The 14,420-nt window shown below is 58.9% G+C and carries 15 protein-coding genes; 7 read left to right on the forward strand and 8 right to left on the reverse strand.

Annotated features, from left to right (window positions below; translation table 11 throughout):
• Position 1: 1 nt before the first annotated feature.
• The 3 genes from ACJO5Y_RS15945 to ACJO5Y_RS15955 form a co-directional block, all read right to left on the reverse strand.
• Positions 2-1,006, reverse strand: coding sequence for a PA2778 family cysteine peptidase (locus tag ACJO5Y_RS15945; protein ID WP_406988583.1), 1,005 nt, complete (start codon positions 1,004-1,006; stop codon positions 2-4).
• Positions 1,007-1,023: 17 nt separating this feature from the next.
• Complete coding sequence (locus tag ACJO5Y_RS15950; protein ID WP_406988584.1) at positions 1,024-1,425, reverse strand: PA2779 family protein; 402 nt, start codon at positions 1,423-1,425, stop codon at positions 1,024-1,026.
• A 182-nt stretch (positions 1,426-1,607) separates the two neighbouring features.
• Positions 1,608-3,062: a phospholipase D family protein gene (locus tag ACJO5Y_RS15955; RefSeq protein WP_406988586.1), complete on the reverse strand. Its 1,455-nt coding sequence runs from the start codon at positions 3,060-3,062 to the stop codon at positions 1,608-1,610.
• A gap of 213 nt (positions 3,063-3,275) precedes the next feature.
• Between ACJO5Y_RS15955 and ACJO5Y_RS15960 the strand changes: the two genes are divergently transcribed.
• From ACJO5Y_RS15960 to ACJO5Y_RS15970, 3 genes are read left to right on the forward strand one after another with little or no spacing between them, the layout of a single operon-like run.
• Positions 3,276-4,931: a serine/threonine-protein kinase gene (locus ACJO5Y_RS15960; protein ID WP_406988587.1), complete on the forward strand. Its 1,656-nt coding sequence runs from the start codon at positions 3,276-3,278 to the stop codon at positions 4,929-4,931.
• On the forward strand, positions 4,931-5,692 hold the full coding sequence (locus ACJO5Y_RS15965) for a PP2C family protein-serine/threonine phosphatase (protein ID WP_406988588.1): 762 nt from the start codon (positions 4,931-4,933) through the stop codon (positions 5,690-5,692). The genes ACJO5Y_RS15960 and ACJO5Y_RS15965 overlap by 1 nt, the downstream gene beginning before the upstream one ends.
• Before the next feature lie 16 nt (positions 5,693-5,708).
• Entirely contained in the window at positions 5,709-6,059 is a 351-nt protein-coding gene (locus tag ACJO5Y_RS15970) for an FHA domain-containing protein (RefSeq protein ID WP_406988590.1), read from the forward strand.
• Positions 6,060-6,063: 4 nt separating this feature from the next.
• Here the strand turns inward: ACJO5Y_RS15970 and ACJO5Y_RS15975 are convergent, their stop codons facing one another.
• Positions 6,064-6,804 carry a glutamine amidotransferase gene (locus tag ACJO5Y_RS15975; protein WP_406988592.1) on the reverse strand — a complete coding sequence of 247 codons (741 nt, stop codon included), beginning with the start codon at positions 6,802-6,804 and terminating at the stop codon, positions 6,064-6,066.
• 233 nt (positions 6,805-7,037) lie between these two features.
• Between ACJO5Y_RS15975 and ACJO5Y_RS15980 the strand changes: the two genes are divergently transcribed.
• Complete coding sequence (locus ACJO5Y_RS15980; RefSeq protein WP_406988593.1) at positions 7,038-7,646, forward strand: CAP domain-containing protein; 609 nt, start codon at positions 7,038-7,040, stop codon at positions 7,644-7,646.
• Positions 7,647-7,710: 64 nt separating this feature from the next.
• On the opposite strand, the gene ACJO5Y_RS15985 is transcribed toward ACJO5Y_RS15980, so the two are convergent.
• From ACJO5Y_RS15985 to ACJO5Y_RS16000, 4 genes are all read right to left on the reverse strand, one after another.
• Positions 7,711-8,433, reverse strand: a complete 723-nt coding sequence (locus ACJO5Y_RS15985) for a YebC/PmpR family DNA-binding transcriptional regulator (RefSeq protein WP_406988595.1) — start codon at positions 8,431-8,433, stop codon at positions 7,711-7,713.
• A gap of 151 nt (positions 8,434-8,584) precedes the next feature.
• Complete coding sequence (locus ACJO5Y_RS15990; protein ID WP_406988596.1) at positions 8,585-8,953, reverse strand: hypothetical protein; 369 nt, start codon at positions 8,951-8,953, stop codon at positions 8,585-8,587.
• Positions 8,954-9,159: 206 nt separating this feature from the next.
• The gene (locus ACJO5Y_RS15995) at positions 9,160-9,588 is read right to left on the reverse strand and encodes an SRPBCC family protein (protein WP_406988598.1); all 429 of its coding nucleotides are present in this window, start codon (positions 9,586-9,588) and stop codon (positions 9,160-9,162) included.
• 232 nt (positions 9,589-9,820) lie between these two features.
• Positions 9,821-10,693 carry an AraC family transcriptional regulator gene (locus tag ACJO5Y_RS16000; protein WP_406988600.1) on the reverse strand — a complete coding sequence of 291 codons (873 nt, stop codon included), beginning with the start codon at positions 10,691-10,693 and terminating at the stop codon, positions 9,821-9,823.
• Between the two features lie 164 nt (positions 10,694-10,857).
• Here ACJO5Y_RS16000 and ACJO5Y_RS16005 point away from each other — a divergent pair, with 164 nt between their 5' ends.
• The 3 genes from ACJO5Y_RS16005 to ACJO5Y_RS16015 all read left to right on the forward strand — a co-directional run bounded on the left by ACJO5Y_RS16005 (position 10,858) and on the right by ACJO5Y_RS16015 (position 14,420).
• Positions 10,858-12,354, forward strand: a complete 1,497-nt coding sequence (locus tag ACJO5Y_RS16005) for a CoA-acylating methylmalonate-semialdehyde dehydrogenase (RefSeq protein ID WP_406988602.1) — start codon at positions 10,858-10,860, stop codon at positions 12,352-12,354.
• Between the two features lie 66 nt (positions 12,355-12,420).
• The gene (locus ACJO5Y_RS16010; protein WP_406988603.1) at positions 12,421-13,587 is read left to right on the forward strand and encodes an acyl-CoA dehydrogenase family protein; all 1,167 of its coding nucleotides are present in this window, start codon (positions 12,421-12,423) and stop codon (positions 13,585-13,587) included.
• Between the two features lie 53 nt (positions 13,588-13,640).
• Positions 13,641-14,420 (forward strand): enoyl-CoA hydratase, encoded by a 780-nt coding sequence (locus ACJO5Y_RS16015; RefSeq protein WP_406988605.1) that lies wholly within the window; start codon positions 13,641-13,643, stop codon positions 14,418-14,420.

Consider the following 14,420-nt stretch of genomic DNA (forward strand, 5'->3'; position numbering starts at 1 on the left):
ACTAACGGTCCAGCGGGATGGGGCAGCGAATAACCGGGCAACGGGGGCTTTCGGCGCTGTTGGTATCACTGACTGGACCGGATGGCGCGTCAAAGCGCTCTGGCGCCAGTTCCGCCGCACACATCGCGGCTGTTCTGGCCTGACCCGGGCAACCGGTTTTTTTCAGCGCTTCGGACAGGTTGTTCCAGCCCGGCGCCACCTCGGGAAACCGCCGGGTCATTCGCTGATAGTGCCGGATGGCGTTTGGCCAGTCGGCTTGTGCGTAGGCGATATTGCCCTGTCCCATCAACGCGGCGGGCTGATCCGGCCAGGCATCTTCCGCGGTCTTGTAGGCCGACATGGCCGCGAATGTACGCCCGGTGGTTTCCAGGTCATTGGCGGCCATCAGGTAGTCCAGGGGTTCTGCCGTGGCAGGCAGCTGATCCGGTTTCATCACCACTGCTGACCATCGGTCGGCCCGGCTCCAGGTGGTGGCAAACACCTTCAGGCTTTGCTCGTGGCGGGCCCGGGTATCGGTATGAAGGATGATCTGGCGTTCCTGCTGATCAAAGCCGATCACCACCGCAAAGTGCCATTGCGGCCACCAGTCGAATCCCAGATTCTGCATGACCAGCACCGGATTGCCGGCGGCTACTTCGGTGAGCAGGCTTTCCAGCGTGCCGTCCAGTTCGTAGACCAGCATGCCGTGACTTCTGGCTCCCGCGACGAGCTCTACTCGCAGACTGCCCTCGCGCTCCGGCAGGTAGACCAGTTCTTTCAATACTTCGGGGTTGGTCTGCAGGCCCCGGGTATTCAACATCATCGCCAGGGAGGCGGGGCCACACTGGTAGCGCTCTTGGGGATAGAACGGGACGGAGTCGAGGACGAGTCGCTGGTGAAGGCCAGCCTTGCTGCCTTCTGCGGTTTGATCCGGCCATTTTGGGCTGCTGGCGCAGCCCGCCAGAACCGCCATCAGCACCAGGCTGAGGGCGGTTGCGGACAGGTAGCGGCAAAGATGGGTGGTCACTGGCTGTCGGCGCAATCCTAGCGAATACAGTTAATGAACGAGAAAATGTTCGTCGCACACAGCATGTCGGTGATGATAAAGACCAGCAGGAACAGGACGATCACGCCCACGACCCCTTCGCCGACTTCCGCCTGTGCCAGTTGCTGTTCAAATTCCGCCAGTTCGGACGGTGTCAGATTCTGGATTCGTTCTTCCACCACGTCCTGGCTGACGCCCATGTCTGCCAGTTTGTCCTTGACCTCCTGCTGCTCAAGCATATTCAGGAGAGATTCGCGGTCCAGGTCGGCACGCTGCTCGGTCAGCAGCTCGCCGGTGCCAATCACGTCGGCGGTTGCAGCGGATGACCATACCGTTGTCATGGCCATCAGGATGGCCAGAAAGAACGACACATGTCTCAAATTCTTGCGAATTGTCTGCATCCCTAACTCCTGTTCTTTTTGGTGATCGCCTGATAATTACGATAGAGCAGTTCGTTGTTTGATGGCAACTTGCTGAACAGCCCGTCACTTCGCGCATCCGGCCTGCGCTCAGGCCTGCTGAGGATTGCAGGGCGGGTTACCATTTTGTCAGCAAGCTCCGGACGCGCCTTCCGAATCCTGTCTCAGAACGTGGACATCCCGGTGGCCTCCATCAGGCGATAGCGCCAGTATTTGAATCTGGACTCATCCGCCCAGGTTTCATAGGGGTCGCTGAGCACGGGTGCCGATTCGGGGCCGTGCTGCCAGTGCCTTTCGAAAAAACTGACCGCAGCGTTGGCCACGGCGGAGGACCGCGACGTTTGCAGGCGAACACTGGTTTCCAGGTTCAGATCATCCAGATTGCGCCGGGTAAAGTTCGCCGACCCGAGCAGGATATCCGCCGCGCCTTCACCGCCACGCCTGATCAGCAGCTTACTGTGGCATTGTTCGCCCCGGGTATGGCACCAGCGCACCGGTATGCCGGCGCGGACCAGTTCGGCAGCCACCGGGCGATTGGGGATGCCGTTCTTTTCATGACCAAAGGCATCGTTGTTGGCGTCCAGCAGCACCCGGATGTCTGCCTCGCGCTGGTGAGCGTCGATCAGTGCCCGAATGATCCGGCGGTGGGAGAGATAGAACACCGCCAGGTCGATACGGTCGCCGGCGTCGGCCGATTCGATTATGTCGAGCGCGCTGGCCAGTATGGCGGATTCTGTAACCACCTGAATGGTGTCTTCCGGCGTTTGTTCGGCAGGACCTCCCTGTGCCTGGCGGATTTCGGCAATGGCGTGATCGATGGAGGGGGCCTCAACGCCTGACATGGCCAGGACCGCCTGTTCGCTTTCCAGCAAATCCGCCACCGCCGGCCCGGTGAAACTCAGACCGATATTGCTGTGGCGGCTGCTGCCGTCATGAGGGTTGGCGGAGGTGACCAGACCACGTAGGCGGTCGTCGTCATCGGTGACAATCAGTTTGCGGTGGTTGGCCTTGAAATTGGGCAGCGCCAGGTAGCTCCGCAGGGTGACCGGGCGGCCTTTCAAAGCGTTGGGCAGCCAGCCGCCGTCCGGTGAATTGCCCAGCCACTGGCAACACACCCGCCAGATCGCGGACCAGGCGGGATTGCTGTCCCGGAGTCTGGCAAGGTTGGTTTCCACCACGATGATGCCAGCTTCGCTCAGGGCGTCGAACCAGGGCGAGCGGGTACCACCGTAAAAGGTATTGATGGGATCGGATATCACCACAATTCGAATGTCTGGTACCGCCTGCTTGCGCTGAATCAGGGCTTCGGTGAGCTGGCGGGCGAGTGGCCGGTATCCGGTAGCGCCGTCCGGTTTGCTGTCGTTGAAAAGGAACATGTCCACGAGGATGAAGCGCTCGGCATTGGCGATCTGTCGCAGGACCTCATCGAAAATGCTGTGTTCGAGCCGGGTACTGCCGTCGGCATTGTGTGCCGTGACATCAGTCAGCAGTTTCGCATTCCTTAGCGGCGCCTCCGATCCGAGAAAGCCGATGCCGGCGGGAAGGGGCTTCAGAGTGTGGTACAGGCCGGTTCCGGCCACAAGCAGCAACAACGCGGCGATTACTAACTTCACTGTCATGGACAAGCTTCCTGGCTCCTGGGTCAAAATCCCGAAAACTATACTGCACTCAGTGTCCATTCGTCTTTCTCTCCCCTGCGTGACCGTTCTCTGTCATACGTGATGGTAGTCCCAGGTCAACAAACACTTACAAAAAACTGCCCCTGTGCCTCTATCGTCTGGCGCCAGGTGTTTCTACACTTGTCAGATCAATCAGTTACGACAATAACGCCTGTGAACGCAATTGCATATCTAGGTTCCCGCTGTTTCAGCCTCCGAGTACTGGTAGTACTGCTGGCGCTGATTTTCGCTGTGGCGGGGGATCATCTGCCGATAATCGCCTGGGTGGACCGGGTACTCTTTGGCCTGTTGGGCAGCTCGTCCGCATCAGCCCCCGCCCTGATGCAGGACCTGCGCCCGGAAGCCTTCGTGTCCGCCCTGGAAAACCGGGGCCTGTCGGAGCCCCACTGGTCGGCAATAACGTTGCGGGCGGGCTTGATGGCGGCTGCGCTGTATCTGGTGTTGGCCGTGCCCGCGATGGGGGCAGCGGTTGCGCTCCCGGTGACGCTGCTGATCGCCGGCGCGCTGGTGGTCGTGCAGGCGGCTTTCATGTTCTACCGCAGTACCTGGTTGCCGCTGGGTGAGGTGGTGACGCTTGTGCTTGGCGGGTACCTCATCATGCTGTTCTGGCTACAGCCTCATCGGGAGGTGCGGACATTGACCGAGAACGTGCGGGCCGCCCGAATCCGGCTTGGGAAGGTCCTGCTGCAGCAGGGAAACACGGACGAGGCGCTGGCAGCGCTTGATGAATGTCCTGTCTCGGTGGAGCGACTGGAGTTGCAGTACGAGATCGCACTGCAACAGGAGCGCAAACGTCATTACGACAAAGCAGTGGTGTCTTACCGCGACATACTGCAGCACCGGAAAACCTTCCGGGACGTGCGTGACCGCCTGGCGGCACTGGAGAACCTTCAAGGGGATGGAAGTGGGTTCACTGCCGGCCACTTTGACAGCACCCGGACTCTGGTTATGCCCGAGAGTGCGGTCAGTCGGCCGACCCTTGGCCGCTATGAGATCGAGCGGGAGATAGGCCGGGGTGCCATGGGTGTGGTCTATCTCGGAAAGGATCCCCGCATTGCCCGAACCGTTGCCATCAAAACCCTCAGTTATCAGGTGTTCGAGGACAAGGAGCTGGCGGATCTGAAAGCCCGGTTTTTCCGCGAGGCCGAAGCCGCCGGGCGATTGAATCACCCCGCCATTGTGACAGTCTATGACGTAGGCGAGGAAACCGATCTTGCCTACATTGCCATGGATTACGCCCAGGGCCGTCCATTGAGTGACTTTGGCCGGGCAGGGCGGTTGCTGCCGCTGGCCACCGTGCTGGACATCGTGGCCCGGGTGGCGGATGCACTGGAGTATGCCCATGCCCGGAAGATCGTGCATCGGGATATCAAACCGGGGAACATTATTTACAATCCAGACAGTGGCGAGGTGAAGATTACCGATTTCGGTATCGCGAAAATCGCCGATGATTCCCGTACCCGAACCGGCAGTGTGATGGGCAGTCCATTGTACATGTCACCCGAGCAGTTGAAGGGGCAGAAGGTGTCGGGCGCGTCTGATATCTACAGTCTGGGAGTCACCCTGTACCGATTGGTCAGCGGTGAGACGCCGTATCAGGGGGATACCCTGGCCAACCTGACTTACCAGATTCTGAACAGGCGACCACGGAGTGTGCGGGAGTATAATCCGGAGTTGTCCAACGGCGTGGTGCGCCTGATCAACAAGGCCATTCAGCGGGACCCCGACAAGCGATTTGCCAATGCCGCTGACATGGCGGAAGCGGTGCGACGGCTCGCGGTACGGGAAGCAAGAGAGGAAGCATCCTGATGCTCTACGATATTTCCGGTCTTAGTGACATCGGCACTGCCCGCCGCTCCAATCAGGACGTGGTGGCCTGGCGCCTGAGTCACGATGGGCGCCAGGCATTGCTGCTGGTCGCTGATGGTATGGGCGGACATTATGGCGGGGAAATTGCCAGCCGGCTGGCGGTGGACACCGTGCTGGGTTCGATGGCACCCAGGCTGGCGGAGCCGGCCTCCAGTTACGCGAAAGTGGGGGATGACACCATCGCCATGATGCTCCGGGACAGCGTGACTCGCGCCAACGACAGTATCATTGCCGGCCGGGCAGGCAATGACAGTCTGGACAAGATGGGGACAACCCTGGTGATGGCGTGGGTCATTGACGGCAAAGCCCACATTGCCCACGTGGGCGACTCCCGGTGCTACCTGCTGCGCAACGGTCATGCCGACTGCCTCACCCGCGATGATACCGTGGTCCAGAACATGCTGGACGACGGCAGTATTACCGAAGCGGATGCACCGTATGTGCCCTTCCGTAATGTACTGACCCGGGCGCTGGGCGCTTCGACGTCGGTGGAGGCGAGTTGCCAGTGTCTTGAAGTAGGTTGCGGAGACAGGCTGCTGCTGTGTTCCGATGGCCTGACCAATGCCCTGCCGGACCAGCAATGGCCGGGCATCCTGGAGCGGCATGAGCGCACGGAAAGTGCGGTGGAAGCGCTGGTCGCAGCCAGCCTGGATAACCAGGCCACTGATAACGTGTCCGTTGTTGTATTGACCCTGATCTAGCCGAGGAGCCTATAGTATGGCATCACTTTCACAGCTGGTTGATAACGTGGTGGTTAACACGTTTGAAGTGAACCAGCCGGAGATTCGCATCGGCCGCAAGGCCGACAATGACATTCGCATCGACGAAATTTCCGTCAGTGGTCATCATGCGATGATTGAGTCCATCCCCAATGTCTACCTTGAAGGCACCGTGGACTACTACATCACCGACAGCGACAGCACTAACGGCACATTCGTCAATGAAATCCGGATTGAGGCGCGCCAGCGCCTGAACAGTCACGACGTCGTCCGTATCGGCTGGAATGAGTTCCGTTTTGTTGACGAGGACGAAAACGCCCTCGAAAAAACCGCCTACATCCTGGACTGACGGCTCAGCCCCTCAGCACCAGTTCCGCGAATCGCAAAAGCAGCCCGGTGGCGTCCGGCGCATCGGCTACGGCTGACATCAGCGCGCCGGCATCCTGGTTCTCTTGCTCCAGGTCCGGTGCCTGCACGGCCAGGTACGCTTTCATGATGTCCGCCGTAAACTCCGGATGGAACTGAACGCCCCAGGCCCGGTCACCGACACGGAAAGCCTGGTGGGGTTCGAATTCGCTTTTTGCCAGCAGGACGGCGTTCTCCGGCAGGCGGAGCACCGATTGCCGGTGGGTCAGCTGCGCGTTGAAACGCGTTGGCAGGTGCCCCAGCAGTGAATCCGTGCGGGCGGTATCCAGCAGTTCGACGCTGTATGTGCCGCTTTCCCGGCCTTGCGGGTGATACCCCACCTCGCCGCCGAGTGCATGGGCCAGCAACTGGTGGCCATAGCAGACCCCGAGTAATGGTATCCGGAGGTCAACTGCACGGGCCAGCCAGACCGCGGTCCGCTCGCTCCATTCTGCCCGATCGCTGACCATTGCCGGTGACCCGGTCACGATAATCCCGTCCCATTGCTCCGGGTGCCCGGGGGATTCCCCGGCAGCGACGTTAATCACGGAAATGTCCAGTTTGTTTCCGAGATTCCGGACAAACCAGTGATCAAAGTCCCCGAATTCCGCCTTGATAGAAGGGTAGGTAGACCCGGTTTTCAGGACCGCCAGTCTCGGTTTCCGGGTGGTTGCATGGCTACTGCCCATGAATGTGCTCCCGCCTTGTCATGTAAACGAACGATCATACTCAACAACGGTCTTTGGGGACACCGTGTGCCGTTCTGCTCTTGTCTTATTGTGCCATGTGTAAGCGGGTTGGGCGTGTATATATCCGCGCAGTAAGCCTTTGTAATGTGTTGTAGTTTTCGTGGATTTGTCACATACGCCGCAGATTCTCTTCTGTATATTCACCATATTATTGACGCGAATTGTGGTGATGCATGAACGGTTATTTGACGACTTCTGTGTTTTTGATCTCTGCGGTGTTCCTGACAGCCTGTGGCGGAGGGGGCGGCGGAAGCAGCTCCTCGGACAGCGGCCGATCTTCAGCGGTGGCCAATAACTCGGAAACTTCTCAGGAAACCCAGACCGGAAACCCCGAGACCGTAGTGATCGCCGGATGCGAAGTGGACCAGTACCAGGCTGACATGCTCAACAAGGTGAATGCCGCCCGTGCTTCGGCCCGAAGCTGTGGTTCAGAGCAATTTTCCGCTGCCGAGCCGTTGGCATACAACTGCCCGATTGAAGGCGCTGCCACCCATCACAGTAATGACATGGCCGAGCACAATTTCTTCAGCCACACAGGTTCCGACGGTCTGCGTGTGGGTGCCAGGGTGACGGCAACGGGTTACGAGTGGTCGGTTGTCGGTGAGAATATTGCCGCTGGCTATGACGATGTGGATACCGTTGTTCAGGCGTGGCTGGACAGCCCGGGACACTGTCGTAACATCATGGATTCCCGGTTCAGCCAATTTGCGGTTGATCGGGTGGACGCCAATGGCGCCGATTACGAAAACTACTGGACCCAGGTGTTCGCAACCCCGCGATAACCGGCCAGACATAAAAAAGCCCCGCTGCTCGTGAGATCAGCGGGGCTTTTTTGTGGCCCTGTGTTTACTCGGGCAATTCCGCGTTGTGATAAATGTTCTGGACATCGTCCAGGTCATTCAGCATGTCGTAGAACTTCTCGAACATCGCCACATCATCACCTTCCACCGGTGTGGAGGTCTTGGGCAGGAACTGGATTTCGTCCACCTCGAAATCAATGCCCTCGATGGTATCCACCAGCGCCTGTCTGGCCTTGGCGTATTCAGTGTTGGGGGTGAACACGGTGATCAGGCCGTTTTCGTTCTCGATGTCCGTGACGTCCACATCGGCGTCCATCAGCGCTTCCAGCACTGCTTCCTCGTCGTCGCCGTTAAAGGCGAAGATGGCGCAGTGGTCGAACATGTGGGCAACGGCGCCAGGGGTGCCGATTTTGCATTTGGTCTTGGTGAACGCGAGGCGAACATCACCGAAGGTGCGGTTCGGATTGTCGGTAAGACAATCCACAATCACCATGCAATTGCCGGGGCCGTAACCTTCGTAGCGGGCCGGGGAATAGTCTTCACCGGCGCCACCCTTTGCTTTTTCGAGCGCCTTGTCAATGACGTGTGACGGCACCTGGTCTTTCTTGGCACGGTCGATCAGCCCACGCAGGGACAGGTTGCCGTCCGGGTCGGTGCCGCCGGACTTGGCCGACATGTAGATCTCGCGCCCGTATTTGCTATAGACCTTGGTTTTTGCGGCGGCCGTCTTGGCCATGGAATCTTTGCGGTTTTGATAGGCTCTGCCCATTGCACTGCCTCATTGATCGTTCGGAAAGGGTCGGATTCTACCCAACAAACGGATCGGGTTACAGCTTTCTTGTAGAGGAGCAAGGACGGCGGGAACTGATGAAAAGGGGGACAGCATCATCCTGCTGTCCCCCTTTGTGTGCCACCTGGAATTACGCTTCGGCGGCTTCCCTCTGCTTGAGGTTTTCCCGGCCCCGGCTCAGCAACTGGTGCTCAATGGCCGTGGTGAGCTCTTCCTTGTCGACGATGTAGGCGGGATCGTCGGTCATTCCAAGAACCCGTCTGATCCACTGTGTTTCGGTCACGTTGACCCGGAATGCCAGCCTGGGGACGAACTGATAAGTCACGTCGTCTTTTTTCCAGGTTACCACTGGCGCCCTGTGAATGTGTCCCACGGGGTCCTTCTGTTCCTGCTGGCTGTATTCGTTCTGCCAGCCAACGTGCAGGTCAGTGACGCCGGTTTTCAGTTCTATCGCCCGTTCCTGGGTCAATCCAATCAAACGATTTGTGTTGATGCTCATAGTTGAGCCTCCTTATCAGAGAAACAAACAAAAAATGGAACCCTATGGGTGCTTTTTTGTTACGGGCCTTCCTGGCCGCGCTCTATTGTGTGTACAACTGTACACATGGTTTGAGGGGGAAGGGTAGTGGTGATGGAAGGGGAGGCCTGAAATGACAATGCGGAAACTACCTACGGCCGGCTGTGGCCGGCCGCCAGAGCGCGTGGTTATGCCAGTTTGGGGACGCGCTTGATACCTTTTCGGATACCCTGTTCGAGTGCGGCACTCACCACTTTCCCTGTAAATGGCACGATGTCCTCGAAGGTGATGGTGTAGTTCACCCGGGTTCCGCCTTCACCGACATCCTCAAAGCGGATGCGCCCCATGTGGTTGCGGATTGGGCTCATGCTGGTGATGGTGTATTCAATCAGTGAGTCCGGCTCAAAGCCGATCACGGTCTCTTCCAGGCTCAATGGGCCAATGCCGATTTTGCGAACGGAACCGGTGCCGTTGGGGTCGGCCTGGTCGCTGTCCTGGATGCGCTTGACCGGTGCGCCCAGCAGTTTGCCGAAGCGGCCGTGGTCGGCGAATAGTGCAAAAACCCGGTTACGGGGTACGTCGAAGGTTTCATCTATTTCAATGGTATACATGGCCATGGGATCGCTCTTTCTTATAAAAGGTTGCTGTCGGATTACGGCTTCGCCTAATCCGACCTACGAAGAATCGGTGCCGAATGAATAATGAATGTAGGTCGGATTAGCGGAAGCCGTAATCCGACAAACTATTGTCAATGGACACTAGCCTATCGTTCCGGAGTCTACAACAAAAGTCGTAGTTGAAGGCGGACCGAACCTTGGCCTGAATCGCACGGTGTCAGGGCTCCGGCCTTCAGTGCCGGCTGGTGTGCCGGTAGTCTCTCGGGGACTGCCCCATGACTTTTTTGAACAGTCTCGAGAAATAATAGGAATCGTCATATCCCAGGCGCCGGCTGATATCGGCAAAGCTCAGGCTGGTGGTGTCCAGCATCTGGCAGGCTCGCTCCACTTTCAAATGCAGGAAGTGCTGGATGGGGGAGGTGCCGGTCTGTTCCCGGTAGCGTGTGGCAAAGTGGGCCGGAGACAGGCCTGCAAGGTCGGCCAACTGCTCCAGTGATACCCGCTCGTCCAGGTGCTCCCTCATATAGCTGTGAATGGTATCCAGCTCCGTCTTGCGTTCATGACTGGTTTCGTCGGCATTCAGTGGCACGGCAGCCAGTAACTGGCGGAGTCGGTTGGCCGCGTGGATCAGGCCCCGGGTGCGAAACCCTGTTTGCCGCACGGACAGCAAGCCGTTGAAGTCCACCAGCAGTCGTGGCTGGCGGCCCAGGTGTCGTATCCGGGTGTTATCGAATCCCATGTAATGACGGAAATCCTCTGCCAGTGGCCCGGTGTAGTGTACCCAGTGAATGGTCCATGGATTGTCCGGGTCAGCGGTGTAGCGGTGGGACGCGCCGGCGGGTAGTAACAACAGGTCGCCAGCTTCCACGGTATAGGCTTCTCCCTCGACATTGAGGAAGGCCTGGCCTTCGGTGCAGTAAATCAAAAGATTGTCGTGGTGGTGCTCCCGGTGCATGTGATGCCCCGTGGCCCGCCGATAGTGGCCAAAAGCCAGCGGGTACAGGTCCCGGGTGAGTGGGTAGGTAGACAATAGTCGTATGATTGGCGCGGGAACCACATAACGGATGCTGTCTGCCGGTACCGGCCACTGGGAGGTCTGAGTCATGGGCGTGCCGATTTATTGGTGCGTGATCGAAAGATAATCCATCACGAACGAAATTTAGTCAATCGGTGCAGTCTGAATTCCTGTGCTAGCATCAATTAAAACATGGTCGTCCACCTGTAGGTCGGGCGGCTCCCACCCGTACAACAACAAGCAGGGAATATACGATGAAGAACGTACCGCTGTATCTTGCAGGTGAATTTGTTCAGAGCCAGGCCAGTGAATGGATTGATGTCACTGATCCTGCCACCAACGAAGTGATCGCCAAGGCCCCGTGCACGACCGACACGGAAATGCGTAAGGCCATCGACAGCGCCGGTGAAATGTTCAAGACCTGGAAAGAAGTGCCAGTATCCGAGCGTGCCCGGGTCATGTTGCGCTACCAGGCGCTGCTGAAAGAGCACCACGATGAAATTGCCGAAATCCTGTCTAAGGAAACCGGCAAGACCTTTGACGATGCCAAGGGTGATGTCTGGCGTGGCATTGAAGTGGTTGAGCACGCTGCCAACGTGGCTTCCATGATGATGGGCGAGACCGTCGAGAACGTGGCGCGTGAAGTGGATACCCACTCCTGGATCCAGCCGCTGGGCGTGTGCGCCGGTATTACCCCGTTCAACTTCCCCGCCATGATCCCGCTGTGGATGTTCCCGATGGCCATTGCCTGCGGTAACACCTTTATTCTGAAGCCGTCCGAGCAGGACCCGATGACACCGATGCGCCTGGCTGAACTGTTTGAGGAAGCCGGCGCGCCCAAGGGCGTCCTGCAGGTGGTCCACGGTGGCAAGGAACAGGTCGACGTACTGCTGACCGATCCGGCCATCAGGGCAGTGTCCTTCGTCGGTTCCGTGCCGGTCGGTCGATACATCTACGAAACCGGTACCCGCAATATGAAGCGTGTCCAGAGCTTCGCCGGCGCCAAGAACCACATGGTGATCCTGCCGGATGCCGACAAGCAGCAGGTGATCAATGCCCTGGTGGGCGCCTCCGTTGGCGCGGCCGGGCAGCGTTGCATGGCGATTTCCGTGGCGGTGTTCGTGGGCGAAGCGCAGGAGTGGATTCCGGAACTGAAGGAGGCCATGGCGAAGGCTCGTCCGGGCGCCTGGAACGATTCCGGTGCCAGCTTCGGCCCGGTCATCAGCGCCAAGGCCAAGGATCGCATTGAATCCCTGATCGCCACCGGTGAAGCCCAGGGCGCCAAGCTACAGCTGGATGGCCGTGGCTGCAGCGTTGACGGTCTGCCCGATGGTAACTGGGTTGGCCCGACACTGTTCTCCGGCGTGACCCCGGACATGGACATCTACAACGAGGAAATCTTCGGGCCGGTGCTCTCCTGTGTCGAACTGGACAGCCTGGGTGAAGCCATCGAGCTGATCAACAACAGCCCGTACGGCAATGGTGTGTCCATCTTTACCAATTCCGGTGGGTGCGCCCGTCGCTTCCAGCACGAGATCGATGTGGGCCAGGTGGGTGTGAACATTCCCATTCCGGTACCCCTGCCGTTCTTCTCCTTCACCGGCTGGAAAGGCTCGTTCTACGGTGATCAGCATGCCTACGGCAAGCAGGCGGTGCGTTTCTATACCGAGACCAAGACCGTGACTTCCCGCTGGTTCTCCAAAGAGGCGACATCTACTACGGAAGCCAACTTCTCTATCCAGTTGCGTTAATGATGCTGCCGGCCCTCCAGACCGGAGGGCCTCTCAGACTGGAAAGTGGGGAAGTGGAGAACAACGATGGACTTTAACCTGACCGAAGACCAACTGGCGTTCCGTGAAGCGGCCCGGGCGTTCGCGGAGAAATCCATGGCGCCCCACGCGGCCCAGTGGGACGACGAGCACATCTTTCCGAAAGACGTGCTGAAAGAAGCTGGCGAAATGGGTTTTATGGGTATGTACACCCCGGAAGCCCTGGGTGGCATGGGCCTCTCAAGACTGGATACCTCGGTAATCGTGGAGGAGCTGGCCGCGGCCTGTCCCTCCACGGCGGCCTTTATCACCATCCACAACATGGCGACCTGGATGGTGGCCAGTTTTGCCTCGGATGACCTGAAGCAGGAAATTGTGCCGAAACTCGCCAGTGGCGAGTGGCTGGCCTCCTACTGCCTGACCGAACCCGGCGCCGGCTCCGACGCGGCCAGCCTGCGGACCAAGGCGGTGCGGGATGGTGACAGCTATGTCATCAGCGGCAGCAAGGTGTTTATTTCCGGCGCCGGCGCCACCGATATCCTGGTATTGATGGCCCGCACGGGTGCACCGGACTCCGGCTACAAGGGGATTTCCACCTTTGTGATTCCCGCCGATGCCGACGGCATTTCCTACGGTAAGAACGAAGAGAAAATGGGCTGGCACAGTCAGCCCACCCGCATGATCAGCCTTGAGAACGTTCGCATCCCTGCCAGCAACCGGGTCGGGAACGAAGGTGATGGGTTTGCCATTGCTATGAAAGGTCTTGATGGCGGTCGCCTGAACATTGCCACCTGCTCGCTGGGCGGCGCCCAGGCGGCACTGCTGCGGGCCCGCAACTACATGCATGAGCGCGAGCAGTTCGGCAAACCCCTGGCGGCGTTCCAGGCCCTGCAATTCAAACTGGCCGATATGGGCACCAACCTGGTGGCGGCACGGCAGATGGTACGCCTGGGGGCTTTCAAGCTGGACAGCGGTGATCCCGAAGCGACGCTGCACTGTGCCATGGCCAAGCGGTTCGCCACCGACGCCTGTTTCGATGTGGTGAACGATGCCCTGCAACTGCACGGCGGCTACGGCTATATTCGTGAATATCCGCTGGAGCGTTACCTGAGGGACCTGCGGGTACACCAGATTCTGGAAGGCACCAACGAAATCATGCGCCTGATTGTCGCCCGCCGATTGCTAGATGACGGTGTTGCGGAAGCGATCCAATAAGAGTTGCGGGAGCTATTCAATAAGGTGCGGAGCCAATTAATAAGGAGAGATCCATGAGCGATCTGATTCAGCTCGAGAAACGCGGACACATTGCGGTACTGACCATCAACAACCCGCCGGCGAATACCTGGACCAAAGAGTCCCTGGCGGCGCTGACGGCAACCATCCGTGAACTGAACGAAGACCGTGACATTTTTGCCCTGGTGGTGACTGGTCAGGGGGAGAAGTTCTTCTCCGCGGGCGCCGACCTGAAGTCCTTCGCCGACGGCGACATAGCCCGTGCCAATGAGATGGCCCAGGCGTTTGGTGAAGCCTTTGCGGCATTATCCGGATTCCGTGGTGTATCCATTGCCGCAGTGAACGGTTATGCCATGGGCGGCGGCCTTGAATGTGCCATGGCCTGTGACATCCGCATTGCTGAAGAGCATGCTCAGATGGCGCTGCCGGAAGCCGGTGTTGGCCTGTTGCCCTGCGCCGGTGGCACCCAGAACCTGCCCTGGCTGGTGGGTGAAGGCTGGGCCAAGCGGATGATTCTGTGTGGCGAACGGGTCAAGGCGGACAAGGCCCTGCAGATCGGACTGGTGGAAGAGGTGGTGCCCACCGGTCAGGGTCTGGAGAAAGCCCTGGAACTGGCAGAGATGGCCTGCAAACAGAGCCCGTCCTCCACTGCCCGTTGCAAGACACTGGTGATGAGTGCCCGTGATGGCCGCAGCCATGATGATGGCTGGCGCATGGAACGGGAGCTGTTCATCGAGCTGTTCTCCACCGAGGACCAGAAAGAAGGCGTGAATGCCTTTCTGGACAAGCGCAAACCGGAATGGAAGAACCGTTGA

The organism is Marinobacter alkalisoli, from assembly GCF_045449855.1.
Taxonomy (GTDB): domain Bacteria; phylum Pseudomonadota; class Gammaproteobacteria; order Pseudomonadales; family Oleiphilaceae; genus Marinobacter.

What these genes read in the sequence shown, in the direction of transcription:
- ACJO5Y_RS15950 (WP_406988584.1), bottom strand. Translation starts at nt 1,425, where the DNA reads ATGCAGACAATTCGCAAGAATTTGAGACATGTGTCGTTCTTTCTGGCC.
- ACJO5Y_RS15955 (WP_406988586.1), bottom strand. Translation starts at nt 3,062, where the DNA reads ATGACAGTGAAGTTAGTAATCGCCGCGTTGTTGCTGCTTGTGGCCGGA.
- ACJO5Y_RS15965 (WP_406988588.1), top strand. Translation starts at nt 4,931, where the DNA reads ATGCTCTACGATATTTCCGGTCTTAGTGACATCGGCACTGCCCGCCGC.
- ACJO5Y_RS15970 (WP_406988590.1), top strand. Translation starts at nt 5,709, where the DNA reads ATGGCATCACTTTCACAGCTGGTTGATAACGTGGTGGTTAACACGTTT.
- ACJO5Y_RS15975 (WP_406988592.1), bottom strand. Translation starts at nt 6,804, where the DNA reads ATGGGCAGTAGCCATGCAACCACCCGGAAACCGAGACTGGCGGTCCTG.
- ACJO5Y_RS15980 (WP_406988593.1), top strand. Translation starts at nt 7,038, where the DNA reads ATGAACGGTTATTTGACGACTTCTGTGTTTTTGATCTCTGCGGTGTTC.
- ACJO5Y_RS15985 (WP_406988595.1), bottom strand. Translation starts at nt 8,433, where the DNA reads ATGGGCAGAGCCTATCAAAACCGCAAAGATTCCATGGCCAAGACGGCC.
- ACJO5Y_RS15990 (WP_406988596.1), bottom strand. Translation starts at nt 8,953, where the DNA reads ATGAGCATCAACACAAATCGTTTGATTGGATTGACCCAGGAACGGGCG.
- ACJO5Y_RS15995 (WP_406988598.1), bottom strand. Translation starts at nt 9,588, where the DNA reads ATGGCCATGTATACCATTGAAATAGATGAAACCTTCGACGTACCCCGT.
- ACJO5Y_RS16000 (WP_406988600.1), bottom strand. Translation starts at nt 10,693, where the DNA reads ATGACTCAGACCTCCCAGTGGCCGGTACCGGCAGACAGCATCCGTTAT.
- ACJO5Y_RS16005 (WP_406988602.1), top strand. Translation starts at nt 10,858, where the DNA reads ATGAAGAACGTACCGCTGTATCTTGCAGGTGAATTTGTTCAGAGCCAG.
- ACJO5Y_RS16010 (WP_406988603.1), top strand. Translation starts at nt 12,421, where the DNA reads ATGGACTTTAACCTGACCGAAGACCAACTGGCGTTCCGTGAAGCGGCC.
- ACJO5Y_RS16015 (WP_406988605.1), top strand. Translation starts at nt 13,641, where the DNA reads ATGAGCGATCTGATTCAGCTCGAGAAACGCGGACACATTGCGGTACTG.